Below are 13833 nucleotides of genomic sequence, written 5' to 3'. Positions count from 1 at the left end.
ACGAGTCGGGACGTCGCCGCAGTCTCACCAGTGCGCTGGTGCCGCGCTCAACAACGTCACGCAGCAGATGCGCGACGAGGGCTTACCTGTCGCTGTTTGGCTTCGGCAAGGAGTTCAAGGCCAAGAAGGAGCTGGCCGCCATCGCGTCCGAGGTGATCCAGCTGAATAGCCACCTCAACCAGCTCAAGGCCGACCAGGCGGGCGGCATCGGCTACTTCGGCAACGCCGAGAAGGTCGCGGCGCAAATCGCGAACGTGACGCGCGAGCTGGACACCGCGAAAAAGAAGTTCAGAGAGGCGAATGCTGCTTACCTGGGCCTGACGGATGGCTCGGCCGGCGGCGGCCGGGGTTTCGTGAACCCGGAGGTGGTGAAGCCGGTGCTGACCGCGCTGGACCTGGAGGAGAAGCCGAAGGCCGGCAAGACGCCGAAAGCGCGCACGGGCTCGGGGACGGACCTGGGTTTTGACTTCGAGCCGAGCAGCGAAGCCCAGCGCCAGGCCGTGAAGCTGATCGAAGCCCGTGACCTGAGCCGCGCCCAGGAGTACACGGCGGCGCTGCAAGTGCTCAACGAAGCCCTACGTGCGGCCTCCAGCGAGGAGATGCCGGCGCTGCAGTCGGCCATCGCCCAGCTGGGTGAGCAGTACAAGGACGTGTCCGAGGTGGGGCCGCTGCTTCCGCCCGAGCTGTTGGAGCGGGCGCAGCGCCTCAACGAGCTGCTGGCCGAGACACCGACCGAGAAGATCGAGAAGCAGCGCCAGGACATGCAGCTGCTGGCCGACGCTTTCGAGCGCGGAACGATCAGCGCCGAGCAGTTCAGCGAGGCCGCGCAAGCGCGCCTCGGGACCTTGCCCGAGACCATCAAGAAGTCCTCCGACGCGATGACAGTCTTTGGCGAGGAGGCCTCACGCAACATCCAGGACGCCTTCGGCGACACGCTGGCGAAGACCCTGCAGGGCGACTTCGACTCGATCGGTGAGCTGTGGAAGAACCTGCTGCTGCAGATGGCGGCCGAGGCCATCGCGGCGGACCTCGCGAAGTCGATCTTCGGCGACGGTGCCGGCGGCGGTGGATGGCTGGGCTCGCTGTTCGGCGCCTTCAGCGGTGCCTCGGCCAACGCCAAGGGCAATGCCTTCGGCTCGACCGGCATCCAGGCCTTCGGCCAAGGCGACATCTTCAACAGCCCGACCTTGTTCCGCTTCGCCCAGGGCGGCGGCTTCTCGCTCGGCGTGATGGGCGAAGCCGGTCCCGAGGCGGTGATGCCCCTCAGGCGAGGGCGCGACGGCAAGCTCGGCGTGGCGGCTCAGCAGGGGCGTTCCCCGAACGTCACGATCGTGCAGCACATGAGTTTCGGCGCCGGGGTGAACCGCGCCGAGCTGGCGGCCTGGGGTGAGCAGGTCCGACGACAGACGCTCACAGAGGTTCACCGCAGCGTGAACAGGAATGGAAGCTTGTCATGACGGTGTATGCATGGCGTGAGGCCTGGCTGCCTCAGCGGTTTCGGATGGTGTTGCAACCGAACGAGCGGGTTCACACCAGCCCCTACACCCAAGGTGAGCAGGTGATTGATTTGTTGGGCGAGCGATGGCACGTCGAGATGACGCTGGCCGAGCGCCGGCCCGAGCACGGCGCCGCGCTCGAAGCCTTCTTTGCTCGCTTGCGGGGATCGGCGCACCAGATCCGCCTGTGGCACTTCCGGCGGCCGGTGCCGAGGGGCACGCTTCGCGGGTCGCCGGTACTGGGGACAGCCGTGGCACAAGGGGCGGCTGTGGTCACCATTGATGACGCAGGTGCTGGCGCCACGCTGCTGGAGGGCGACCTGATCGGCTTGAGCGGGCAATTGCTCATGGTGGCGGAAGACGCCGTAGCGAATGCGGCCGGTGAGATGACGGTCCACGTCTCCAACCGTCTGCGTGCAGCCGTTGCGTCGGGCACGGCGGTCATATGGGACCGGCCAACCACCGAGTTCCGCCTGATGTCACCGGCCGCGCCAGGCTACCGGCCACGGGCTGCCGAGGCGATGGAACTGGAGTTCCGGGAGCACTGGGCATGAGGGCATTGTCTGCTGCGGTGACTGCTGCGCTGTCGGGTGACCGCGTGGTGCTCGGTCAATTGATCTACATGGCGCTGTCCGAGCCGGTCTATCTGAACACCACCGGGTGGGACCTGACGTGGGATGGCAAGACCTGGCGCGGGGCCGGCGGCGTGGGTCGCATCGACGTGCTCGAAGATGGACCCGGGGAGATCAAGGGCACCAGCTTCGAGCTGCCGGGCGTGCTCAGCGAGTACCTGGCGCTCGCCCTGGCCGAGCCGGTGCAGGGCAGGGCGGTGGAGGTGCGGACGGCCATCTTCGACGCTGACACGTGCCAAGTGCTCGACGCTCCGATCGAGTGGGCCGGGCAGCTCGACATCATGAGCATCGTCGAAACCTTGGGCACGGCAACGATCGCCGTCACGGCTGAGCACATCGGCATCGACCTGCTGCGGCCCAGCAGCGTGCGCTACAGCGATGCCGACCAACGGCGGCTGGTCCCGGGCGACCAGGGCTTCGAGTACGTGATTGACCAGACCGAGCAATCCATCGTCTGGCCCGCCGCCAGCTTCTACCGCCGATGACCCTGGTTCGCTTTGGCGATTGGCCTGAACGCTGGGCCAGGCTCGTCGCTGCCCGCTTGCGCGTGCCCTTCGAGTGGGGGCGCCACGACTGCGCCTTGTGGGCGGCCGACGTCGTGCACGCGCTGACCGGCTTCGATCCCGGCGCGGACCTACGCGGGACCTATGCGTCAGCGCTGCAGGCGGCCCGTGTGGTTCGGGCGCGCGGTGGGCTGGCCGCAATAGCGACGGCGGCGCTCGGGCCCCCGTGTCCGCCGCTGGGCGTACGTGTCGGCGACATCGGTCTGGTCCGTAGCGGTGACCGGGAGTGCTACGCGGCCTGCAACGGCGCGCACTGGCTGGCGCCAGCTCAGAACGGTTTGCAGGTCGTTGACCTGGATCAAGCAAGTGCCTGTTGGAGGGTGGGCTGATGCCTCAAGTGATTGTCCCGGTGCTGGCCTACGCGGCTGGCGCCGTCTCAGCCAGCACCTTGATCGTTGCGCTGTCCGTGTCCGCGGCGTCCGGCCTCTACGCCAAGCACCAGAAGCGCAAGGCCGAGCAAGCCGCGAGGAACGCCTACAACGCGAGCCTCAAGGACCGCCATGTCATGCTGCGCGGGGCCATCGAGGGCCGTGACCTGGTGCTGGGCCGTGTGCGCAAGTCCGGGCCGCTGGTGTTCTTCGGCTCGACCGGCGAGCACAAGGAGCGCTTTGTCGCGATCATCGCGCTTGCCGGGCACGAGATCGACGGCGTCGAGCAGGTCTACTTCAACGACGAACCGGTGGTTGTGGATGGCGACGGGTGGGTGCGCACCGTGCCCTATGTTCGCTCCCAGAAGCGCACCGGCTCGGCGTCCATGTTCATCAGCAACGGCTTCGGCAGCGTGACCCTGCCTCACACACCGATTGCTGGTACCGCCTTCGGCATCGGGGACCTGGGCAGCGACAACGGCTCGCAGCGGTTCCCGCTGACCGTGGAGGGCAACACGGTCTCGATGAGCTACGGCAACGTGAACAGTGCCGTGCACGTGGTGTACCAGTACAACGACGAGCAGTCGAAGGCGCGCGTCTGGTGGATGCTGGGCACGGCTGATCAGCCGGCGCACTGGCGCGTGAAGGAGCTGTTCCCCGCGGAGTGGACCGACGCCCATCGGCTGTCGGGCATCGCTTACCTGGTGGTGGAACTGCTGTACGACCAGGACGCCTTCCCGAACTCGATCCCGAACATCAGCGCGGCGATCCGCGGTGCCAAGGTGCACGACCCGCGCAACGGGACAACCGTGTGGAGCGAGAACCCGGCGCTCCTGGCCCGGCACTATGCCTATCACCCGCTGGGAGCGAACTTGCCGGCTGGCTCGGTCAGCGAGGTGCACGTCATTGCTGCTGCGAACGTGTGCGACCAGGCGGTGACCTACAGCGTCGGCGGCAGCCTGCAGACGCGATCGCTCTACACGGCGGGCACGGCCGGGAAAAGCGGCACCCGGCCGCTGGACGTGCTGGGCGAGCTGGCGGAAGCCATGGCCGGCAAGATCGGCTTTGCTGGCAATCGCGTGCTGCTGCGTGCCGGTGCTTACGTGGCCCCGGCGCTGGCCTTGGACGACAACGACTTTGGTGACGCGAGTGAGGTGCGTATCCAGCCCCGGCGCCCGCGCGAGCAGCTGATCAACACCGTGACGGGGGTCTTCTCCGACCAGGCGAACGGCTACCAGGTGGTGGACTTCCCCCGGGTCGCGTTCGGGTCCTACCTTGCCGAGGACGGCCGGGAGCTGCCGACGGAGATCGAGCTGGGCGCCATCACACACGTTGGTCAGGCACAGCACGTGTGCCGCGTGCTGCTGCGCGACGCCCGGCAAGCGCTGACCGTGACGGCCTCGTTCAAACTGCGGGCCTATCCGGTCGAGCTGTTCGACGTCATCACGCTCACCAACCGCCGCTATGGCTGGGACGCCAAGCCCTTCGAAGTCATCTCGCGGCGCTGGACGCTGGAAGGCCTGATCGAGCTGACGCTGAAGGAAACCGACCCGGCGATCTACGCGTTTGATCCGAACGTGGATGCGCTCCACGCAGCACCCAACACCACCTTGCCGCGACCCTGGGACGTGCCGACGCTGGGTCCGCTCAGGGCAGAGAGCGGGACCGAGTGGCTGGTGCGCCAGCCTGACGGGCGTTTCGTGACTCGCATGCGCGTGTCGTGGCCGACGCTCACGGACGCTGCCGTGCGCAACGGCGGACGGATCGAAGTGGCCTACATCCGGGCGGACCAACCGATGAGCGACGGGCAGTGGCAGGTGCTGACGGTGCCCGGGGACGCTACCGAGGTGTTTGTCACCGGCATCGACGATCGCCTCGTCTATGTCATCCGGGCACGGGCCCACAACGCCTTGGCGACGGGGGACTGGTCCACCCAAGTGGTGCACCGAGTGGTCGGGAAGACGGCGCCGCCCAGCGATGTTCCTTGGGCCCTCGTCGCCGGGAACCGGCTCACCTGGGGGCCGGTTGCCGACCTGGACCTGGCCGGCTACCGCTGGCGCTACGTGAGCGGTGCCAGCGTGAACTGGGCGGCTGGGCAGCCGATGCACGAAGGTCTGTTGACCGAGGCCAGCTGGGTGATGTCCACCCGTCCCCTCGGCATGAGCACGCTGATGGTGAAGGCCGTCGATACCAGCGGCAACGAGAGCGAGTCGCCGGCATACGTGATTACCGATCTGGGCGACCCGGTCACGCTGAACGTGCTGGAGAGCTGGCCGCAGGCGCCGACGTTTGCTGGCTCGATCCTTGGCGGCGCGGTGACGGGCGGGGTCCTGGAGGCCGACGAAACCAGCGTGTACTGGCAGCAGGGGTCGGCTCTCCATTGGGGCTCGGCCAACGCCGCCTATTGGTCGACGCAGAGCTATGCCGCGCTGAGCTACGAGTGCACCTTCACGACTACCGCAGAAGGGACCGTCACGCTTGACAGCGAAATCGAGGGCGAGGACGTGCGCGTGCAGTATCTGCGCGAAGCACAGACGGCGTTTTGGGCCGACGAGGGACAGGACTTCTGGCAGGCGGATACCCGGCGGTTCTGGCCGCCCAGTCCCGGTTGGCTGCCCTGGCCGGGGAATGTCGTCGTGCAGGGCGGCGAGCCGATCGGCCTGCGCGTCATGGCCGCCGCGGGCTTGGTGCGCGGGCGCATCGTCGAGCTGACGCCGCATCTGGACGTGCCGGATCTCAACGAGCGTTTGGATGACGTATCGATCGCCGCGGGCGGCACGCGGCTGCCCATCCGCAAGGCCTACCGAGTCATCAAGAACGTGCAACTGACCGTGCAAAGCGACGGCGGGGCCGGTGTCGGCGCGCGAATCGTGGACAAGCGGGTCACACCGGGCCCGCTCATTCAGGTGCTCGACATCACCAACGCAAGCGTCCCCGGTGTGGTGGACGCTTTTATTCAAGGCTACTAGAGAGCAGACATGGCACAGCTACCAACCGAAGCGGCGCTCACCGGCGCTTCGACCACCAACGCCCAGCAGAAGGGCAATTTCGCGGCGCTCCGGCAGTTCCTCGCAGAGCTGCTGGGCACCGACAGCGCGGACAAGGCGGCGGCGCGCGCTGCGCTGGGTGCCTTCCCGATGGCGGGCGGGACGATCGGCGGCGCCACGATGGTCCAGGGAAACGTCGCAGTCCAGGGCACCGTGAAGGCCACCGGGTTGATCTACGGGCGCAACGGTGGCGATGGCCTGGGCCGGATCACGGTCTCGCCCAACCCGCCGAGCGACGGCGAGGATGGCGACATCTGGTTCCAGCATTGACATGGCGATCGAACTCAACAACGACGGCACGTGGACGAAAGGCTGTGTGCCGTCTGTGCGTGCGCAGGGCGCCTGGCGAGAGGCCAAGGGCCTGTGGCGCAACGAGGGCGGCGCTTGGCGCCAGATCTACGAGCGCTTCGAGAGCACCATCGTTCCCGCCTCCAGCGGCGGCCCGGCCGGCGGCAACAAGCGTGTCGACGTATGGGGCACCACCCCGGTGTTCAAGGGGGCCAGCATCAGCGCGCTGCAGTTCACGCTCGGCAGCTTCACCACGACACTGCGTCTGGCTGGGCAATGGCCCGAGTCATTCATCACACAGATCGTGATGCAGGACAACTACGGCAATATCTCGGCCCGTTGGCGCAAGGACGCCTCCTATTCGTTCGATGGTACGACCAGTTCTTGGTCTTGGACCAGCGGCGTTGCTTGGCCCGACGTCGGCGCGTCGGGCTACGTCTGGCTCAAGGGCTGAGTGACACGTCGGCTGCCGGGACGCAGCACGAGGGCTGCGTGCCGATGAGGCGGCCTTTAGCCATCTTCTGCAGAGAGTGACGACATGCCACAGGATGACTACGGAACACTGTTCCGGGACAGCGCCTTCACCGCCATGGTGGAGCGGCAGGACCGCATGGATGCCGAACTGAAAGAGAACACGGCAGCGACCCGGCGCATTGAGGCGAACACCGCGGAGTTGGTCGCGGCCTTCGCCGCGCTGCGGGGAGCGTTCCAGGTGTTGCATTGGATCGGCAAGGCAGCCAAGCCGATCGGCTACATCGCCGCGACTGTCGCTGCGATTGCCGGCGCCTGGGCGGCGCTGAGGGGAGGCATCGAGCCCCGATGAGCGAGAAAGCCAAGTTCTTGAGGAAGGTAGGGGTCGCAGTTGCGGCCCTTGTCGTTCCTGGGGTGCTGCTATTCGAGGGCACCGTATACGAGGGCTATCGAGACCCCATCGGCATCGTCACCGCCTGCACAGGGCACACCGAGACGGCCCAGCTCGGCCGGCGCTACACGCCCGCCGAGTGCGAGCAGCTGCTGTACCGCGATTTGCTGAAGCACGCGGACGACCTGCAGTGCATCAAGGTGCCGCTGAAGGACCACGAGAAGGCGGCCTTCATCAGCTTCTCGTTCAATGTTGGACGCGAGAAGTTCTGCGGTTCCAGCCTCGTTCGAAAGGCGAATGCCGGCGACCTGATCGGTGCCTGCGCTGAGCTGTCCCGCTGGGTCTGGGCAGGCGACCGTAAGCTGCAGGGGCTGGTGAAGCGCAGGGCGCACGAGCGGGCGCTGTGTGAGGGGAAGGGGTCATGAAAACCTACGTCCTGCTCATCGCAACGGCCGCTGTTGCAGCGGCCATTGCAGGCACCTTCTTCTACGGTGAGTCAGTGGGGCAAGCCAGGTGCGAGGCGGCACAAGCGCGTGATGAGCATGTCGCCAGGATCGCGGCGGATGCCGCGAACAAGGCCGCTGCCGCGGCCATTGGCAAGATTGAGATTCAGCATGTCACTGTCCGCCAGACCATCGAGCGCGAGGTGCGCACCGTGCCTGTTTACCGTGATTGTCGCCATAGCCCTGACGGGTTGCGCGTCGTCAATGAAGCGCTCACTGGTCGGGCCGAGCCCGCTCGTGGTGGCGAGTTGCCCGCCGCTGCAGCCCCTCAGCGATGATTCGTTCGGGGCAACGACACTGAAGCTGGTGGAGGTGGCGACGCAATATCGGAAGTGCCGCGAGGCAGCGCTCGTGGATTAACTGCGCCCACTGCAATTCGATGTGACCACGACTTTGGTGCAGTTTGTAAGCTTGGGATATCTACGGGCCGAAATCTTGCAAATGGCATCACATCAATTCGGTTTGTGTTCGCCGCATTGTTTCGCTTGAAAAGTTATTTGGGTGGCCGACTATCGGCCTGTCCAAAAGAACTTGATAAGAAAAAATAAGGTGCTGTTTTGATGAATGAAGGCATAGCATTCTTGCGTGGGCCTTCGCCCTCGCTGAGGAGCGGCTCACCGCGAAATTCCGTCATGTGTTGGAGATAACCATGCGCGCTACATTGCTCTGTTTCACCTTGCCCGCCTTGGTCTTGACAGCCAGCCTCCCCGTTGCCGCGTCAGCTGACACAGCCGAGTATGCTCAAACCGTGTCATTCGAGTCGGTCAACTTCCCTGGCCGCTACATCCGGCATAGCTTCTTTCTCGGCGTGCTGACGCCGATCAGCAGCGGTTTGGACAAGGCGGACGCGACCTTTATCCGACGCCCAGGGTTGAGCGGTTTGCAGAATACGGTCAGCTTCGAATCGATAAATATTCCCGGCCATTTTCTGCGGCACCAAAATTTGCGGTTGAAGCTACAACGCAACGATGGAAGCGACCTTTTTCGCCGTGATGCGTCGTTTTTCTATCGGCCAGGATTGAGCTGGGAGTATCCATATGCCGTGAGTTTGGAGTCGGCTAATGTCCCCGGCCACTTCATCCGCCACCAGAATTTCGAGCTATGGTTGGTGCGCAGCGAAAGCACCGCCCGCTTCGCCAACGATGCCAGTTTTTATCCTCGGAGCGGCTTGTGGCCCGATATACAACAGCTGAACCAGGAGCAGTTGTTAGGGCAGCAGCCCACGCTGCCGCAACCTCAGGGCGGTACTCAGGTTCTAGATCGTTGAGCTACAACCGCGGACTTGTCCGTTACGGGTATCAGGATAGTTGCCGGCGCCGCTACCCGGCACTTCGTCAATCACACGCCCCAGGCAGTGCCGAGAGGCCGCTCTCGCTCAATAGCGTCACTTCTTCGCCCGCAAATAACACAGCTTCTTATGCGCAGTTCGGGTGTGAGAGAACCAAGTGCTGTCGGTGGATTTATTGCAGTTTGCCATTCACCTCAACAGGGATATAGGCAAAATCAGAAAATGGCTGGGGCGGCCTTTCGTCGTCATAAATCACTTCCAGATTGAAGCTCGCGTCCGATTTGCGTGTGACGACAAGTTTTTTAATGAATTTTTCTTCATCAAGTTCAGCCGGATAACGACGATTCTTGATTTTCGAGTAGTCGCAAACCGATTCCGGCAAATTTTCTGCTGAAAGGGACAGCTGCGTGACTTTATCCTGGAAGCCGGAGACTTCACGATAAATATAGTAGGCCTTCCCGTCAATGGTTATTGTTTTAATCTTGGTGAAGCTATCGGAAAACATGGAGCAGTCATCGGCTCGGATTTTCCAAACAAGCGCAGCAGTCGCGGCGACCAAAACGATGGCCACTACGCCGATGATTTTTAACATTGTCCGGATCATGCCGCCCGCCATTGCTCATGCCATTCAGCACGGTGCCAGAACCTTTTGGCAATACCGATTTTTTCCATGTGGCTTGACAAGCCATCCGGCAAAATCAGATTCCTGCCACCATCCATCGGGATGCGAGTGATATGTTGATCGTCCTTGTTTTCTGCGTAATCAACAAAATCATAGAGACTATCCACACTCCACCTGGTAAAGAATGTAGGCTTAGTGTATGACGTGCTTGCCACCAAATGGAAACGGTTATCCGCGAACTTGAGGCGGCGATTGATCTCTTCGGTTTTCAATGCGCCGTCCTTGGCGACGATGTTTCCCTGCGTGTTCTGATTGCGACGGCCAAGGCGCAGTGGATCGGCAAATTTTGACAAACGGAAATCGGCGTCCGTTGTTTTTATTATTGAAAATGTTTTGCCTTTTGCCTGTCGATCTGCGATATACTTTTTTAGGCAGACCATGGCATCCTGAACAATAACAGAATCTCGATATATGGAGGGATCAAGGCGGATTTCTTTGCCATTACCATGAACATAATGGTTGGCCAATGTTGCCGCCTCTGGCGTGCCCTTAATCTTGCCGCCCCACCAAAGTGCTTCATAGAGATTGACTAATAATTCCTTTTCGTCTTCGGTGAAAGCTCGACCTAATTTGGCTTTGCAGGCGAGATAGTCAATTGTGTTCTGCACAAGATCAAAGCTGTCATTGCTGCTGAACACATACGCCTTGCCCATGTGCCATAAAGGGGCTGTCGGGATGTTCTCGCGGTCTTTCAAGCAAATACTGGCTTTCTGGGCCACTTGCTCCAGCGTTTTCTTCGGTGCTGTCAATTGATCTCCCCTAGTAATGAAAGCTTCACCGCCGTGCGGATTCGGCTTCTCGCTGTGCTTCGCGATTCGCCGGCCAAGTGGGTCGTAGGCGAAGGTCGCCGTCGCGTCCGTTGTTGTCGAGCACGGGCAGGCTGCCGGCCACGGCGGTCAGGCGGTCGAGCGTGATGTAGTTGTCGGTCTTCTTGCGTAGCCAGGCGTCGCACTCGTTGGCGCTGGCCTGCAGGTCTTCCGGGGCAATGGCGTTGAGCGGGGCGACCGCTGTTTGCGGTTCAGACTTCGGGGCCTGCCCTCCTGCCGGCGTTTTGGTCGGCTCGGTCATGTTGTTCTATGCCGCCGTCAGACGGCGTATTCCCTGAGGTTGTCGAGTGGTGCGGAGAACGGCTGGGCGTTCGGCGTGGACGGCAGCCCCTGCCCGCAGCGGCCGGTCGGTTGCGGACGGAGCGGCGCCACACGCCATTGCGTAGGGGTCGCGGGGGCATTCTTCAAGGGCCGCGGCAACGGCCGGCGTGTCTGCATCAAACAGCCGCGCAATGGCGAAGTGGCAACACCGCCGAATTCCATTGGAACCCCTCCCTGCGGACAGCCTTCCGCCCGGCGCTCGGAGAGGTGAGGGGCGGACGGCCGATTGTCTTGGCGGACAGTGTAGCCAGCGCCAGGGGCGCAATGGGTCAGCTCCCCCGAACTGAGGGTGCTCTAGGCGGTGAGCACCTGTAATCGGAGCAGGGCCTGTCAGACGAGAAATGCCCGCCAATCTGCCAGAGGTGTCCTGACTGCCGAGGCAGGGCGATGCATAAGATGGCGGCGCGCAGGTGACTGATGGCGACACTGCCCATCGGTTTTAGTGGCAATCAGTCCGGTGGTTCGTCACGGCGCGCTGTTGGCTCGTGACTGCGCGTGCAACAGCTCGTTCAGCCGGCAGTTCTCCAGCATCAGCCGGGCAATGGTCCTCTCTTGCCTCGCAATCCTCTCCAGCGCTGCAGACAGCTCTGGCGTTTCGACGCGGGGGCTGTTCAGCTTGCATTCGAGCGTGGCCCGCTTGAGCGCAAAGGCGAGTTGAACCCGGCTGTGTCGCTGAAGGGCTTGGCGGGTGTACCGCTTGCCCGTTTGGGCTGCCACTGCACGGAGCAACAGGGTCCAGGAGAGGGTGCTTCCCGCCCATGTCTCCAGCACCTGCATGACCGGCTCAACTTCAGCGTCTGGCAAGGACTGGCCGCAGCGGTCGGCGGATGACGGTTTCAAGTTCGTCTTGTTCATCCCGTGCTCTGTTTCCATCTATCGATGGAAGATGCTAACTCCAGTCCAAACAGAATGGCTAGCACTTTTTTGCTGGCAATTCATGGACGTTATTGAGGCCTTTGGCGCCGCGGTTCGCGATGAGCGCCTGCAGCGTCAGCTAACGTTGAATGATCTTGCGGTGCGCTCGGGTCTCAACTTCAGGTACATCAGTCGGGTCGAGCGCGGAGAGGTGGTGCCGAGCCTTTTGACAGTCTGCGCATTGGCAGACGGCCTGGATCTGCCGGTTCCTTCCCTCCTGGAGATCGCCATGGCAAAGACGACGAAAGGGCGGCGAGGGCTAAAGCGCAAGTAGCAAGCCGCCGCCGCGCGTCGCACAGACGGCAGCTTCACGTCTCTCCACTGCTTCCTTTGGGGAAGAATTCTGCGTTCACCGGACGATGCGGCACCACCACGCCTGGGGCTTGAAGCCGTACACAGCCACCCCTTCGCGAACTTCTTGCTCTCCCACCACGACGAACTGGTCGCCCATCATCCGACTGACATTGGCGCGGTGCAGAGCGGGGAGCAGCTGCTGCGAGCTGTAGTCGACCAGGACGGTGAAGTAGGCCGTGCAGAAGGCCTGCGCCATCGTGTTGCCGCCTTCCTGGCGCACGATGGAAAGGTGTCCGCGTGTGGCGGCGGACCTCCGAACCACCATCGGCTCAATCTTCACCCCAGCCACTCGCATCTGAACGACGTCAACCAACATGCCTGTATAAATATACAGTTGACGTGCTGCGCTGTCATGCATTCGTTCGGCGCCTCTGCCAGCAAATTCTTTGCCGCTGGGCTAGAAACCCGCTTAGAGTCGTGATACTATTCGTCCTCGTTTTGAGGCGAACGCGGTAGCAGCACCATAAGTGCTTGATATCAAAGGGAATTTACGGCCTGCAAAGCCGTCCACGCCGGTTCGATTCCGGCCTCCGCCTCCAGGATATGAGGTGCCGCAAGGCGCCCGGCGAACGCTCCTCAGGGGGCGTTGAAGCAAAGACTCCACGCGGGAGTAGCTCAGTTGGTAGAGCGCAACCTTGCCAAGGTTGAGGTCGCGAGTTCGAGACTCGTCTCCCGCTCCAAATCTCGAAAGCCCACCGTTGGTGGGCTTTTTTCGTTCGCCCCCGAATTTGCCAGCCAGTTGCGCGGAACCCGGCACCCCGAGGGGGCCTCGTCCCCATGACCGAGCGCCTTTTCCTCCGCCTCGACGGCGACCCGCTCTACGCGCCGGAGACCACCGTGCCGGCCGGCGCCATGGACGAGTTCGCGGTCAGCGCCCCGCTGCAGGACTGCATCGCCAGTGTCGTCAGCTATCGCGAGGTGGTGCCGGATGGACGGGAGTGGACCGAGCGGGTCCTGCCCGACGGAGCGGTGCATCTCGTCTTCAACCTCGGCGAGGCGCCGAGTGCCGGCGAAGGCATCCGCGGTCTTGCCGTTGAAGCGGTCGGCGCCACCGCGCGACCCGCCGTCCTGCGATTGCGCGGCCGTGTGGAGGGCCTCTCCGTCACCCTGCTGCCTGGCGCGGTCGAAGCCGTCCTCGGCGTGCCTGCGAAGGAGGTGGCCGACCAGGCGGTCTGTCTGGACGAGTTCTGGCGCGGGGAAGCCGGCCACTTGCTGGAACAAATGGCGGGCGCCCGCAGCGACGCCGCGCGCGTGCGACGGCTCGAGGCCGTCCTGCAACGGCGTCTCGCGGGCCGTGACCGAGCTGCGATGGCGCAGGCCAGGTACGCCGCCGGCCTCGCCGCCCAATGGCAAGGCCGGCGCCCGCTGCGCGAGATCGCAGACGCGGTCGGCGTCGGCGAGCGTCGCCTCCAGCAGATCTTTCAGACCCACGTCGGCTTGTCGCCGCGCACCTGGGCCCGGCTCGCCCGGATGCACGCCTGTCTGCGCGCGCTGCGCGGACCGGCCCCGCCCCGCTGGTCGCAGCTGGCGCTCGAGGCCGGCTTCTACGACCAGTCGCACCTCGTCAACGAGTTCCAGGCCCTGTGCGGCCTCAGCCCCAGCCTGTTTCTCGAACGGGCGGTTTCGGGATCTTCCAAGACGGCGGACTGAGGCGGCGCTACCTTTCGCTCCTGCTCGTCACGAAAAA

17 protein-coding genes, 1 tRNA gene and 1 pseudogene are annotated in these 13833 nt (G+C 63.6%); 14 read left to right on the top strand and 5 right to left on the bottom strand.

Annotation, left to right across the window (positions count from 1 at the left end):
- The 11 genes and pseudogenes from OOT46_RS29200 to OOT46_RS29150 all read left to right on the top strand — a co-directional run.
- Positions 1 to 1457, top strand: a pseudogene (locus OOT46_RS29200) (hypothetical protein); the annotation flags it as partial.
- On the top strand, positions 1454 to 2050 hold the full coding sequence (locus tag OOT46_RS29195; protein WP_265407143.1) for a hypothetical protein: 597 nt from the start codon (positions 1454 to 1456) through the stop codon (positions 2048 to 2050). The pseudogene OOT46_RS29200 and the gene OOT46_RS29195, both read left to right, overlap by 4 nt.
- Positions 2047 to 2613, top strand: coding sequence for a hypothetical protein (locus OOT46_RS29190; protein WP_265407142.1), 567 nt, complete (start codon positions 2047 to 2049; stop codon positions 2611 to 2613). The genes OOT46_RS29195 and OOT46_RS29190 overlap by 4 nt, the downstream gene beginning before the upstream one ends.
- Positions 2610 to 3020, top strand: a complete 411-nt coding sequence (locus OOT46_RS29185) for a DUF6950 family protein (RefSeq protein WP_265407141.1) — start codon at positions 2610 to 2612, stop codon at positions 3018 to 3020. Before OOT46_RS29190 ends, OOT46_RS29185 begins: the two co-directional genes overlap by 4 nt.
- Positions 3020 to 6028: a phage tail protein gene (locus tag OOT46_RS29180; RefSeq protein ID WP_265407140.1), complete on the top strand. Its 3009-nt coding sequence runs from the start codon at positions 3020 to 3022 to the stop codon at positions 6026 to 6028. Before OOT46_RS29185 ends, OOT46_RS29180 begins: the two co-directional genes overlap by 1 nt.
- A 9-nt stretch (positions 6029 to 6037) precedes the next feature.
- The gene (locus tag OOT46_RS29175) at positions 6038 to 6376 is read left to right on the top strand and encodes a hypothetical protein (protein WP_265407139.1); all 339 of its coding nucleotides are present in this window, start codon (positions 6038 to 6040) and stop codon (positions 6374 to 6376) included.
- Position 6377: 1 nt separating this feature from the next.
- Positions 6378 to 6848 carry a hypothetical protein gene (locus tag OOT46_RS29170; protein WP_265407138.1) on the top strand — a complete coding sequence of 157 codons (471 nt, stop codon included), beginning with the start codon at positions 6378 to 6380 and terminating at the stop codon, positions 6846 to 6848.
- 84 nt (positions 6849 to 6932) lie between these two features.
- The gene (locus OOT46_RS29165; protein ID WP_265407137.1) at positions 6933 to 7217 is read left to right on the top strand and encodes a hypothetical protein; all 285 of its coding nucleotides are present in this window, start codon (positions 6933 to 6935) and stop codon (positions 7215 to 7217) included.
- A complete protein-coding gene (locus tag OOT46_RS29160; RefSeq protein ID WP_265407136.1) occupies positions 7214 to 7681 on the top strand; it encodes a lysozyme in 468 nt (155 codons plus the stop codon). The genes OOT46_RS29165 and OOT46_RS29160 overlap by 4 nt, the downstream gene beginning before the upstream one ends.
- Positions 7678 to 8037, top strand: a complete 360-nt coding sequence (locus OOT46_RS29155) for a hypothetical protein (protein WP_265407135.1) — start codon at positions 7678 to 7680, stop codon at positions 8035 to 8037. Before OOT46_RS29160 ends, OOT46_RS29155 begins: the two co-directional genes overlap by 4 nt.
- 371 nt (positions 8038 to 8408) lie before the next feature.
- Positions 8409 to 9026, top strand: a complete 618-nt coding sequence (locus tag OOT46_RS29150) for an AbfB domain-containing protein (protein WP_265407134.1) — start codon at positions 8409 to 8411, stop codon at positions 9024 to 9026.
- Between the two features lie 193 nt (positions 9027 to 9219).
- Here OOT46_RS29150 and OOT46_RS29145 read toward each other — a convergent pair whose 3' ends face one another.
- The 4 genes from OOT46_RS29145 to OOT46_RS29130 all read right to left on the bottom strand — a co-directional run bounded on the left by OOT46_RS29145 (position 9220) and on the right by OOT46_RS29130 (position 11732).
- Entirely contained in the window at positions 9220 to 9663 is a 444-nt protein-coding gene (locus OOT46_RS29145) for a hypothetical protein (protein ID WP_265407133.1), read from the bottom strand.
- The gene (locus OOT46_RS29140; protein ID WP_265407132.1) at positions 9648 to 10478 is read right to left on the bottom strand and encodes a hypothetical protein; all 831 of its coding nucleotides are present in this window, start codon (positions 10476 to 10478) and stop codon (positions 9648 to 9650) included. The genes OOT46_RS29145 and OOT46_RS29140 overlap by 16 nt, the downstream gene beginning before the upstream one ends.
- 25 nt (positions 10479 to 10503) lie before the next feature.
- The gene (locus tag OOT46_RS29135; protein ID WP_265407131.1) at positions 10504 to 10797 is read right to left on the bottom strand and encodes a hypothetical protein; all 294 of its coding nucleotides are present in this window, start codon (positions 10795 to 10797) and stop codon (positions 10504 to 10506) included.
- 545 nt (positions 10798 to 11342) lie between these two features.
- Positions 11343 to 11732, bottom strand: a complete 390-nt coding sequence (locus tag OOT46_RS29130; RefSeq protein ID WP_265407130.1) for a hypothetical protein — start codon at positions 11730 to 11732, stop codon at positions 11343 to 11345.
- Between the two features lie 82 nt (positions 11733 to 11814).
- On the opposite strand from OOT46_RS29130, the gene OOT46_RS29125 reads away from it, so the two are divergent.
- Positions 11815 to 12066: a helix-turn-helix domain-containing protein gene (locus tag OOT46_RS29125; protein WP_265407129.1), complete on the top strand. Its 252-nt coding sequence runs from the start codon at positions 11815 to 11817 to the stop codon at positions 12064 to 12066.
- Positions 12067 to 12141: 75 nt separating this feature from the next.
- Here OOT46_RS29125 and OOT46_RS29120 read toward each other — a convergent pair whose 3' ends face one another.
- Entirely contained in the window at positions 12142 to 12504 is a 363-nt protein-coding gene (locus OOT46_RS29120) for a hypothetical protein (RefSeq protein WP_265407128.1), read from the bottom strand.
- 246 nt (positions 12505 to 12750) lie between these two features.
- Between OOT46_RS29120 and OOT46_RS29115 the strand changes: the two genes are divergently transcribed.
- A tRNA-Gly gene (locus tag OOT46_RS29115) sits at positions 12751 to 12826 on the top strand.
- Between the two features lie 97 nt (positions 12827 to 12923).
- A complete protein-coding gene (locus tag OOT46_RS29110; RefSeq protein ID WP_265407127.1) occupies positions 12924 to 13796 on the top strand; it encodes a helix-turn-helix domain-containing protein in 873 nt (290 codons plus the stop codon).
- The last annotated feature ends 37 nt before the right edge of the window (positions 13797 to 13833 follow it).

This window comes from Aquabacterium sp. A7-Y, assembly GCF_026153205.1.
GTDB lineage: Bacteria > Pseudomonadota > Gammaproteobacteria > Burkholderiales > Burkholderiaceae_C > Caldimonas.
The sequence above is the reverse complement of the archived record's forward strand: the minus strand, read 5'-3'. Positions and strand labels throughout refer to the sequence as shown.

Excerpts from the sequence above, each read along its gene's own strand:
- OOT46_RS29170 (WP_265407138.1), top strand. The coding sequence starts at position 6,378 with ATGGCGATCGAACTCAACAACGACGGCACGTGGACGAAAGGCTGTGTG.
- OOT46_RS29110 (WP_265407127.1), top strand. The coding sequence starts at position 12,924 with ATGACCGAGCGCCTTTTCCTCCGCCTCGACGGCGACCCGCTCTACGCG.
- OOT46_RS29135 (WP_265407131.1), bottom strand. The coding sequence starts at position 10,797 with ATGACCGAGCCGACCAAAACGCCGGCAGGAGGGCAGGCCCCGAAGTCT.
- OOT46_RS29150 (WP_265407134.1), top strand. The coding sequence starts at position 8,409 with ATGCGCGCTACATTGCTCTGTTTCACCTTGCCCGCCTTGGTCTTGACA.
- OOT46_RS29185 (WP_265407141.1), top strand. The coding sequence starts at position 2,610 with ATGACCCTGGTTCGCTTTGGCGATTGGCCTGAACGCTGGGCCAGGCTC.
- OOT46_RS29130 (WP_265407130.1), bottom strand. The coding sequence starts at position 11,732 with ATGAACAAGACGAACTTGAAACCGTCATCCGCCGACCGCTGCGGCCAG.
- OOT46_RS29160 (WP_265407136.1), top strand. The coding sequence starts at position 7,214 with ATGAGCGAGAAAGCCAAGTTCTTGAGGAAGGTAGGGGTCGCAGTTGCG.
- OOT46_RS29195 (WP_265407143.1), top strand. The coding sequence starts at position 1,454 with ATGACGGTGTATGCATGGCGTGAGGCCTGGCTGCCTCAGCGGTTTCGG.
- OOT46_RS29145 (WP_265407133.1), bottom strand. The coding sequence starts at position 9,663 with ATGGCGGGCGGCATGATCCGGACAATGTTAAAAATCATCGGCGTAGTG.
- OOT46_RS29120 (WP_265407128.1), bottom strand. The coding sequence starts at position 12,504 with ATGCATGACAGCGCAGCACGTCAACTGTATATTTATACAGGCATGTTG.
- OOT46_RS29180 (WP_265407140.1), top strand. The coding sequence starts at position 3,020 with ATGCCTCAAGTGATTGTCCCGGTGCTGGCCTACGCGGCTGGCGCCGTC.
- OOT46_RS29175 (WP_265407139.1), top strand. The coding sequence starts at position 6,038 with ATGGCACAGCTACCAACCGAAGCGGCGCTCACCGGCGCTTCGACCACC.
- OOT46_RS29125 (WP_265407129.1), top strand. The coding sequence starts at position 11,815 with ATGGACGTTATTGAGGCCTTTGGCGCCGCGGTTCGCGATGAGCGCCTG.
- OOT46_RS29155 (WP_265407135.1), top strand. The coding sequence starts at position 7,678 with ATGAAAACCTACGTCCTGCTCATCGCAACGGCCGCTGTTGCAGCGGCC.
- OOT46_RS29165 (WP_265407137.1), top strand. The coding sequence starts at position 6,933 with ATGCCACAGGATGACTACGGAACACTGTTCCGGGACAGCGCCTTCACC.
- OOT46_RS29190 (WP_265407142.1), top strand. The coding sequence starts at position 2,047 with ATGAGGGCATTGTCTGCTGCGGTGACTGCTGCGCTGTCGGGTGACCGC.